Here is a 10126-nt window from a genome sequence, read left to right on the forward strand (position 1 = left end):
GGACGCGCGGCGCTATAAGCATAGACTTTGCTGCCCCGGGCTCAGCGCCCTCGCGACAGGCTCCCCAGGATACCGCGCACGATCGCACGTCCGACCGACGAGCCGACCGAGCGCACCACCGACTTGATCGCCGCCTCGGCGACCGTCTGGCGATTGGAGGGGCGCGGTGCCGGCGCGCGGCGGCCACCCGACTGCGGTGCGGGATCATCATTGCCGAAGCCCGGAATTGTCCAGCGCGAGCCGCCGGTGCCTGCCTGCTGCGCCTGCGCTTCGGCGTCCTGCGCGTCCTTGGTCTTCTTCTGCAGGATCTCGAAGGCCGATTCGCGATCAATGACCTGGTCGTACTGGCCGGAGACGGGGCTTTCCGCGACCAGCTTTTGACGCTCGGCGGGGGTTATGGGCCCAAGCCGCGACGACGGCGGACGGATCAGCGTGCGCTGTACCATGGACGGCACGCCCTTGGCCTCCAGCGTCGAGACCAGCGCCTCGCCGGTGGCGAGCTGCGTGATGGTGGTGGCGCAATCGAAGTCGGGATTGGGGCGGAACGTTTCCGCCGCCGTCCGCACAGCCTGCTGCTCACGCGGCGTATAGGCGCGCAGAGCGTGTTGAACGCGGTTGCCGAGCTGTGCCAGCACCTTCTCGGGGATATCGAGGGGATTCTGCGTGACGAAATAGACGCCGACGCCTTTCGAACGGATCAGGCGGACCACCTGTTCGACGCGGTCGATCAGCACTTTCGGCGCCTCGTCAAAGAGCAGATGCGCCTCGTCGAAAAAGAACACCAGCTTCGGCTTGTCGGGATCTCCCACCTCGGGCAGTTCCTCGAACAGTTCCGACATCAGCCAGAGCAGGAACGTCGCGTAGAGCCGCGGGTTCATCATCAGCTTGTCGGCGGCCAGCACGCTGACGGCGCCCCGGCCGTCACGCGTGGTGCGCATGATGTCGGAAATCCGCAGAGCCGGCTCGCCGAAGAAGTTGGCCGCGCCCTGTTGCTCCAGCACCAGCAGCGTGCGCTGGATGGCACCGACCGATGGCTTGGTGACATTGCCGTAGCGGGCGCTGATCTCGTCGGCGCGCCCGGCGATGTTGGCAAGCAGTGCCTGCAGGTCCTTGAGGTCGAGGAGCAGCAGGCCCTCTTCATCGGCAATGCGGAAGGCGATGTTCATGATGCCCTCCTGTGCGTCGGTCAGGTTCATCAGCCGCGACAGGAGCAGCGGTCCCATTTCCGATATCGTCGCGCGGATGGGGTGGCCTTGCTCACCGAACAGGTCCCAGAAGATGACGGGGAATTCCTGGAAATCATAGGGCTCGAGCTTGACCTGCGCGGCCCGCTTGACGAGAAAATCCTGAGCCGTGCCCATCATGGCGATACCGGACAGGTCGCCCTTGATGTCGGCGCAGAACACCGGCACGCCGGCATTGGAAAAGCCCTCGGCCAGGACCTGCAAGGTAACGGTCTTGCCGGTACCGGTGGCGCCGGTCACCAGGCCATGGCGATTCCCGTACTGCAGCAGCAATTGCTCGGGACGCTGATAGCTGTCATCGGGCTTGCGGCTGGCGCCGATGAAAATACTGGTGTCGTCAGCCATATTTCGGGTCTCCGCAAACTGATGTGTCTAAAAAGCCAGCCTTTGCCCGAAGGTATAGTAAGGCTGTTGCACAGCGACAATGCTAATCGTCCAAATTGCCCCAATCGGACCTATCGCCGAAATCGGATTTTGGAACTTGCGGATTTTGCTGGTGTTTGGCAATCGTTCATGGTCCGCCCACCCAAGCTGACCTATATCAAATGGATCGAATTCAAACCCTGGACGCGCATTGCGATAACCGGCCGGGGACCCTAGACTGAGCTGCTCCGGGCTGGTGCGGCGACATAAACGAGGAAGATGGATGGGCGCTGGAGCCTTGACCAGGGATGTTGAACCGGGGGATGCCGAACGCCAGCGGTGGCTGGCCTTGGCGGAAAAAGCGTTGGCCGGCGCATCCTTCGAGGAAAAGCTGGTTTCGCATACCGAGGACAGCATCCGCATCGAGCCGCTCTATGACCGTGCGGCCGGGGCCGAGCCGATCGTGCGGGCGAATCCTCGCTCGCCGTGGATTGTCAGCCAGCGCGTCGACGATCCCGACGTCGATCGTGCCAAGGCCCAGGTCCTGGATGACATCGCGCAGGGAGCGACAGGATTGTCGCTCGTCTTCGAAGGTGCGCCGAACGCATTCGGCTACGGCTTGCCGAGGACCGCGCAGGCACTGGAGACCGTGCTGGAGGGCGTACCCCTCAACCGGATGCAGATCCGCATCGACACCCACCCGTGGAGCCGGCCGATGGCCGACTGGCTGGTGGCGTTTCTGAGCAAGCGCCGCTCCGATCCGGCAAAGCTGAACCTGTCCTTCGGCATCGATCCGGCGGCGATCCTCGCCGGCACCGGCCGGCTGCGCATGTCGATCGAAGCGCTGCAGGAATCGATGCCGCAATCGCTGGCGCATTTCTTCTCGATGGGCGTACCGGGCGTGCTTCTGGAAGCGGACGGCCGCGTCTTCCACAATGCCGGCGCCACGGAGGCGCAGGAGCTCGGGATCATGCTGGCTTCCGCGGTTTCGTATCTTAGAATGTTCGAGAAGGCGCGGCAGCCGCTCGTCTATGCCGCGCCTCATATCGGCTTCGCACTCAGCGTCGACCAGGACCAGTTCCTCTCCATGGCCAAGGTACGGGCCCTGCGCAGGCTTTGGGCACGGGTGCAGGAGGCTTGCTCGATCCCCAATTCCACGGCCAACATCCATGCCGAGACATCATTTCGCATGATGACGACATTGGACCCGGAGACCAACATCCTGCGCACGACGATCGGCTGCTTCGCGGCGGCCGCGGGGGGAGCCGATTCGATCTCCATCCTGCCGCATACGATCGCGCACGGCCTGCCGGCTCCCTTTGCCCGCCGCGTCGCACGCAACGCGCAACTGATCATGGCCAATGAAAGCCATGTCGATCATGTCGCCGATCCCGCCTGTGGTTCCGGCGCGGTCGAGGCGCTGACATCAGATCTTTGCGAAGCCGCCTGGGCGGAGTTGCAGACGATCGAGGCCGAAGGGGGGATACTGTATAGCCTCCGTGACGGGCACATCCAGAAGCGTGTTCGCGCCGCCGCCACTCGTCGCGACGCCGCCTTCAAGTCCGGCGAGCGGGCCATCATCGGCACCACACTCTATCCACAGAAGACCGAGCGCCCGGTCGAGACACTGGACGCAAAGCAGCGGCCGGCTTTCACCGAAGGTGTCGTCCTGTGCGAACCGCTGTTTCCGGCCCGCATCGACCAATCCATCGGGGCGGTCTCTTGATTCCGGATTTCAGTCAGATCGGCTGGGCGCCGCCGCGCCGCGCACCGTTCGAGGTCAAGGGCCAGCGGGTGACGCCGGAAGGGCTTGTCGTCAAGCATCTCTACAATCAGGGCGACCTCAAGGGCCTGCCGTATCTCGACACCTATCCGGGCTTGCCGCCCTTCGTGCGTGGCCCCTACCCCACCATGTATGTCCAGCAGCCGTGGACAATCCGGCAATATGCCGGCTTTTCGACAGCCGAAGAGTCCAACGCCTTTTACCGGCGCAATCTTGCCGCCGGCCAGAAGGGCCTGTCTGTCGCCTTCGATCTCGCCACGCATCGCGGCTATGACAGCGACCATCCACGCGTCGCCGGCGATGTCGGCATGGCTGGCGTCGCCATTGATTCCATCCTCGACATGCGGCAGCTCTTCGACGGCATTCCGCTCGGCGACATGACGGTGTCGATGACGATGAACGGCGCGGTGTTGCCGATCATGGCGCTCTATATCGTCGCGGCGGAAGAACAGGGCGTTGCGCAGAAGGATCTGGCCGGGACCATTCAGAACGACATTCTGAAGGAATTCATGGTCCGCAACACCTACATCTATCCGCCGAAGCCCTCGATGCGGATCGTTTCGGACATCTTCTCCTACACGTCGAAGAACATGCCGAAGTTCAATTCGATATCGATCTCCGGCTACCATATGCAGGAGGCCGGCGCGACGGCCGACCTGGAGCTCGCCTATACGATCGCCGACGGCATCGAATATGCCCGCGCCGGTGTCGCGGCGGGCCTCGACATCGACCGCTTCGCGCCGCGCCTCTCTTTCTTCTGGGCGATCGGCATGAACTTCTTCATGGAAGTGGCCAAGCTCAGGGCCGCGCGCCTGCTGTGGGCGACCCTGATGAAGAAGAATTTCGCGCCGAAGGACGAGCGCTCGCTGTCGCTGCGCACCCATTGCCAGACTTCCGGCTGGTCGCTGACGGCGCAGGACCCCTACAACAACATCATCCGCACCATGATCGAGGCGATGGCCGCGACTCAAGGGCATACCCAGTCGCTGCACACCAACTCGTTCGACGAGGCGATGGCGCTGCCGACCGATCATTCGGCGGGTATCGCCCGCAACACGCAGCTCGTCCTGCAGAAAGAATCCGGAACCACGCGCACCATCGATCCGTGGGGCGGATCGACCTATCTCGAACGGCTGACCCATGATCTGGCGGCGCGCGCATTGAGCCATATCGAGGAGGTTGAGGCTCTCGGCGGCATGGCGGCGGCGACGGAACAAGGCATCCCCAAGCTGCGCATCGAGGAAGCAGCGGCGCGCACACAGGCGCGCATCGATTCCGGCGAGCAGATGCTGGTTGGGGTCAATGCGCATCGCCCCGAGAACGACATCGAAGTCGACGTGCTGAAGATCGACAATGCCGAGGTCAGAGCCCGGCAACTGTCGAAGCTGCAGCGGCTGAAGGGCACGCGCGAGGTCGCCGCCGTGGAAAGCGCGCTCGACGCACTGACCCGCGCCGCGCAAGGCAACGAAAACCTGCTGGAGTTCGCCATCCGCGCCGCGCGCGCCAATGCCACGGTCGGCGAGATTTCGTTCGCGCTGGAAAGGGCCTTTGGCCGCCACGTCGCGACGGTGCAGACCATTTCCGGCGTCTACCGCAAGGCGCTTGGCGACAGTCCCGTGATCGACGGGTTGCAGGACAAGATCAGCGCTTTCGAGAAGAAAAACGGCGGCAAGCCGCGCATCCTCGTTGCCAAGATGGGACAGGACGGCCACGACCGAGGGCAGAAGGTGATCGCCACCGCTTTCGCCGATCTCGGCTTCGACGTCACTGTCGGCGCGATGTTCCAGACACCGGAAGAGATCGCGAAACTGGCGGTCCAGCATGACGTCCATGTCATCGGCGCGTCATCGCTGGCGGCAGGGCACCTGACGCTGATCCCCGAATTGCGCGACGCGCTGAAGAAGCTTGGCCGCGGTGACATGCTGATCGTGGCCGGCGGCGTCATCCCGCCGCAGGACTACGACGCGGTGCTGCAGTCCGGGGCGGCGGAAATCTTTCCGCCAGGCACGGTTATTCCGGAAGCGGCGGACCGGCTGATGGACCGGCTGCTGGCGGGCTGAGCGAAAACATTCTGTATTGCTGAAAAAGGCTGTGCCACAATGACGGGCGCAACCAAGGGTAACGACAGTGAAGACTCTCATCCACAAGCTCGACGACGGATCAGGGGCCGTGATCTTGCCACCGGAAATGCTCGACAGCCTGAAGCTGCAAGTGGGCGATCAACTCCAGATTATCGAAACCGATGACGGCGTCATTCTAAGACCGGTGGAGAGCAACGACGTCGAACGGCAGATGCGCGCTGCTCGCGATGTCATGGACACATATGAGGTCGCGTTGCAAAGGCTGGCCAAGTAGCTGTTGTCAGCTATCCGAGAGCTTGACGATTTCCCATTCCTTGCCGTTGACTGCGGCCACGTCGCCGACCTTCTTGCCGAACAGCGCGACGGCCATCGGCGAAACATGCGAAATGCTTCCCTTGGTGGGATCGGCCTCGTCCTCGCCGACGATCTTCCAATGCACTTTCTTGCCGTCATCGCCTTCCAGCGTGACACCCATGCCGAAGCGGACGACGTCGCTGCCGGGCTCCGGTACGGACAGTTCGGCGCTCTCCCGCCGCGCGGTCCAGTAGCGCAGATCGCGTGACACGACCGCGATGCGCTCGCGATCGGCTTTCCGCTCGGCTTTCGCCAGAACGTCGCGCAGATCGGTCAGATTGTCCTCGATCTGCGCCAGGCCGCGTTCCGTCACAAGATTGCGGTGCGGGCTGATCGGCCGCTCGCCGACGCCGGCGATGGCGTTTTCGCTGTCTTCTTCGCGGGTAAAAGCTCTGCTCATTGCCTGAACTTAGGCGCCGAATGGCTGCTCGACAAGCCATTGTCGATACCTCGTCGAGTGGAACAGGACGTCTGGCACGATTCCTGCGGTGTCAGGGTCGAACACTGGGATTGTGTGCCGATGTTGAACAGACGAACCCTGCTGACGCAAACCGCCGGCTTTGCCGTGATAGGCCTTGCGCTTGGCAAGGCGGCGGCCGCCAGCCTGACCGGCATCGAAAAAGCCTCGATGCGCGGCTCGATCAATGCCACCGAACTTGGCGTGCAGCCCGGGACATTCGACGACCAGAGCAAGGCCTTTGCCAAGCTGCTGCGCGACGCGAACAGCAGGGACATACCGGTGTTCCTGCCGGCGGGCACCTATGTGGTGTCCAATCTCTCGTTGCCCAGCCGCGTGCGTCTTTCCGGCGTGCCGGGGGCAACGCGGATCGTCTATGGCGGCGACGGCCACCTCTTCATGGCTGAACAGGCCGACCATATCGAACTCGCCGGGTTGGTCTTCGACGGTTCGAACCGCTCGATGGGTGACTATGCGCAAGGGCTGCTCGATCTGCGCCGAGTCGGCCATCTCGTCGTCGACAATTGCCAGATAACCGGAAGCGGCAAGAACGGACTGGCGCTGGAACATGCGGCGGGCCGCATCGAACGCTCCGACATATCGGGCGCGGCGGACGCCGGCATCTACTCGGTCGAAGCGGGCGGACTGGCAATCACCGGCAATGCCGTCTCCGACTGCGCCAATGGCGGCATCCTCGTTCATCGCTGGCAGGCGGCGGAAGACGGCACGATGGTCACCGGCAACCGCGTCGAACGCATCGGCGCGCGCAGCGGCGGGACCGGCCAGAACGGCAATGGCATCAACGCCTTCCGTGCCGGCAACGTCATCATTTCGGGCAACGTGGTCTCGGATTGCGCTTTCTCGGCGATCCGCGCCAACAGTTCCAGCAATTTGCAGATATCAGGCAACACCTGCTCACGCTCGGGCGAGACCGCAGTCTATTCCGAATTCTCCTTCGAGGGCGCCGTCATCAGCAACAACATCGTCGATGGCGCGGCCAATGGCATATCGATCGTCAACTTCAACGAAGGCGGCCGCATGGGGGTCTGCTCCGGCAATATCGTGCGCAATCTGTCGACCAGCGGCCCCTATACCGCCGATCCACCCGGGTTCGGCGTCGGCATCGGCGTCGAGGCCGACACCACCGTTTCCAACAATGTCATAGAGAACGCGCCGCTCTACGGCATGTCGATCGGCTGGGGCCCGTATCTGCGCAATGTGGTGGCCACCGGAAACATCATCCGCAAGGCAGGCACAGGCATCGTCGTCAGCGTGGTCGAGGGCGCCGGCACGGCCGTCATCTCCGACAACGTCATCGACGGCGCATTGAACGGCGCCGTCGTCGGCCAGCGCTGGGCGGAGCCGGTGACAGCGGACCTGACCCAGTCAAGCAACAGCGGCTTTGCGCATCTGACCGTCGAGCGCAACCGCGTCAGTTGAGGGCAATCTTCAGTTCAAGGCTGGGGTCGGCCTCAGCGCCCCGACCTTGGCGCCGATCCGGCTTTCGATCGGCGCGTTGGCCAGTTCGAGCAGCTTCGCCGAAAGGGCCTCGTCGGCACGCAGCAGCCTGGCGAGGACGGCGGCGACCATGGCTTCACTGGCGCGGCCGGCGCCATCGTCGCATTTGATCGCTATGCCGAGGCCAAGTTCAGGTATCGCGCTGCAGTGGACGCCTTCGGCGCCGCCCTTCGCAAAGATCCGGCCAGGAGCTGCTTCCATCAGCGCGACATCTTCGCGACCTGTGCCGGCGACAAAGAAGGGCTCCGCCATGCAGGCGGAAAGCAGGCGCTTCGCCGCCTTGGCTCGCTCGGGACCGAAACCATGTGTCGTGGCCATGCGGGCAAAGCCGAACGCGAAACTCCTGAGCGGCACCGCATAGGTCGGGATCGAGCAGCCGTCGGTCGCTCGCTCATCCGGGCCGTGGACAGCGCCGGTGACAGCCTGCATGGCGTCGCGCACCATTTCCTGCAAGGCGTGCCCCGCCTTGACATAACCACGGTGCGCAATGCCGGAGTGCACGCAGGTGCAGAGGAACCCGGAATGCTTGCCCGAGCAGTTGTTGTGCAGCGCGTTGGGCAAATCGCCGGTGCGGGCGAGCGCAATCTCGGCGTCATGGTTCGAGGGCCAATGCGCGCCGCATTCGAGCGCCGACCCGTCCAGCCCGGCCCTGGCCAACATGGAGCGCGCCAGTTCGACATGCGCCGGCTCGCCCGAGTGCGAGGCGCAGGCCAGCGCCAGTTCGCGGTTGCCGAAGCCATAGGCATCGGCAGCACCGCTTTCGACGAGCGGCAGGGCCTGGATCGCCTTGACCGCCGAGCGCGGGAACACCGGCCTCGAGGTGTCGCCGATCTCCAGGACCGCTTTGCCGTCGGCATCGAAGACCGCCACCGCACCGCGATGCGCGCTCTCGACGATCGCGCCGCGCAGAACCTCGATCAGAACCGGATTTGTCATATGACCTCCCGCAAAATGCAGGGGCGGTTTATCTGATCCTGTCGAGAATGGAAACGTAGTTGGCGACCGCCGCTCCGCCCATGTTGAAGATACCGCCAAGCTTCGCGCCCGGCACCTGGATACCGCCGGCTTCGCCGACAAGCTGCATGGCGGTGAGCACATGCATCGAGACGCCAGTTGCACCGATCGGGTGGCCCTTGGCCTTCAGCCCGCCTGATGGATTGACCGGCAGGCGACCGTCCTTCGCCGTTGTGCCGTCCAGCGCCAACCTGGCGCCCTCGCCCGGCTTGGCCAGCCCCATCGCCTCGTATTCGATCAGTTCGGCGATGGTGAAGCAGTCGTGCGTCTCGACGAAGGACAGGTCGTCCAGCGTGACGCCGGCGTTCTTCAGCGCGCGGGTCCAGGCCTGTTCGCAGCCTTCGAAGGACAGGATGTCGCGCTTCGACATCGGCAGGAAGTCCTGCACATGTTCGTTGGCGCGGAAGGCGACGGCGCGGCGCATCTTCAGCGCCGTTGCCGTGTCGGCAAGGACAAGGGCGGCGGCACCGTCGGAGACCAGCGAGCAGTCGGTGCGCTTCAGCGGACCGGCGACGAAGGGGTTCTTCTCGCTCTCCTGCCGGCAGAACTCGTAGCCGAAATCCTTGCGCATCTGCGCATAGGGATTGTCGACGCCGTTCTTGTGGTTCTTGGCCGCGATCATCGCCAGCGCATCCGACTGGTCGCCATAACGCTGGAAATAGGCCTGCGCGATCTTGCCGAAGACGCCGGCGAAGCCCGCGGGCGTCTCGCCGTCCTCCGGCAGATAGGACGCTTTCAGCAGGTTCTTGCCGATCTCGGGCCCGGGCGTCGTCGTCATCTGCTCGGCGCCGACCACCAGCACGATGCGGGCCGCGTTGGCATCGATGGCGCGGATGCCTTGCCTGACCGCCGCCGATCCCGTGGCGCAGGCATTCTCGACACGCGTTGCCGGCTTGAAACGCAGCCGGTCGTCCGCCTGAAGCACCAGGCTGGCGGTGAAATCCTGCGCCGAAAAGCCGGCGTTGAAATGGCCGAGCACGATCTCGTCGACCTCGTCCGGGCCGATGCCCGCATGGTCGAGCGCGTCCGTCGCGACCTTGACGATCAGGTTCTCGAGCGTTTCGCCCTCAAGCTTGCCGAAGCGCGAATGCGCCCAGCCGACGATGCATGCGGTCATGGCAATCTCCATCCTTGGCGCGAGCCTGGCATATGGGCTTACGGCACATCTCGCCTTTATTGTTCAAATATAAACATTCTCGCCCGAGCCGTGAAGGGCCGCAAGCAGACAATCGCTTGGTGCAGGTCGTGCCCACGTCGATTTTTTGTTGATTGACCCGTCAATAAAAAATAACCTCCGCGCAAAAATCGGGAA

8 protein-coding genes are annotated in these 10126 nt (G+C 63.8%); 4 read left to right on the top strand and 4 right to left on the bottom strand.

Annotation, left to right across the window (positions count from 1 at the left end):
* Positions 1–41: 41 nt before the first annotated feature.
* Entirely contained in the window at positions 42–1589 is a 1548-nt protein-coding gene (locus tag AC07UC_RS26655) for a helicase HerA-like C-terminal domain-containing protein (RefSeq protein WP_202323261.1), read from the bottom strand.
* A 301-nt stretch (positions 1590–1890) separates the two neighbouring features.
* Between AC07UC_RS26655 and AC07UC_RS26660 the strand changes: the two genes are divergently transcribed.
* From AC07UC_RS26660 to AC07UC_RS26670, 3 genes are all read left to right on the top strand, one after another.
* Positions 1891–3333 carry a methylmalonyl-CoA mutase subunit beta gene (locus tag AC07UC_RS26660; RefSeq protein ID WP_494907927.1) on the top strand — a complete coding sequence of 481 codons (1443 nt, stop codon included), beginning with the start codon at positions 1891–1893 and terminating at the stop codon, positions 3331–3333.
* Positions 3330–5450 (top strand): methylmalonyl-CoA mutase, encoded by a 2121-nt coding sequence (scpA, locus tag AC07UC_RS26665; RefSeq protein ID WP_494907928.1) that lies wholly within the window; start codon positions 3330–3332, stop codon positions 5448–5450. The genes AC07UC_RS26660 and scpA overlap by 4 nt, the downstream gene beginning before the upstream one ends.
* Before the next feature lie 67 nt (positions 5451–5517).
* Positions 5518–5745 carry an AbrB/MazE/SpoVT family DNA-binding domain-containing protein gene (locus AC07UC_RS26670; RefSeq protein WP_172351288.1) on the top strand — a complete coding sequence of 76 codons (228 nt, stop codon included), beginning with the start codon at positions 5518–5520 and terminating at the stop codon, positions 5743–5745.
* 6 nt (positions 5746–5751) lie between these two features.
* Here the strand turns inward: AC07UC_RS26670 and greA are convergent, their stop codons facing one another.
* The gene (gene greA / locus AC07UC_RS26675) at positions 5752–6225 is read right to left on the bottom strand and encodes a transcription elongation factor GreA (RefSeq protein ID WP_140768705.1); all 474 of its coding nucleotides are present in this window, start codon (positions 6223–6225) and stop codon (positions 5752–5754) included.
* Positions 6226–6345: 120 nt separating this feature from the next.
* Between greA and AC07UC_RS26680 the strand changes: the two genes are divergently transcribed.
* The gene (locus AC07UC_RS26680) at positions 6346–7722 is read left to right on the top strand and encodes a TIGR03808 family TAT-translocated repetitive protein (RefSeq protein ID WP_494907929.1); all 1377 of its coding nucleotides are present in this window, start codon (positions 6346–6348) and stop codon (positions 7720–7722) included.
* A 9-nt stretch (positions 7723–7731) separates the two neighbouring features.
* On the opposite strand, the gene AC07UC_RS26685 is transcribed toward AC07UC_RS26680, so the two are convergent.
* A complete protein-coding gene (locus tag AC07UC_RS26685) occupies positions 7732–8736 on the bottom strand; it encodes an asparaginase (RefSeq protein WP_494907930.1) in 1005 nt (334 codons plus the stop codon).
* Positions 8737–8764: 28 nt separating this feature from the next.
* Entirely contained in the window at positions 8765–9931 is a 1167-nt protein-coding gene (locus tag AC07UC_RS26690; RefSeq protein WP_202323268.1) for an acetyl-CoA acetyltransferase, read from the bottom strand.
* Positions 9932–10126: the final 195 nt, after the last annotated feature.

The organism is Mesorhizobium sp. GW821-FHT04C10 (genome assembly GCF_059420305.1).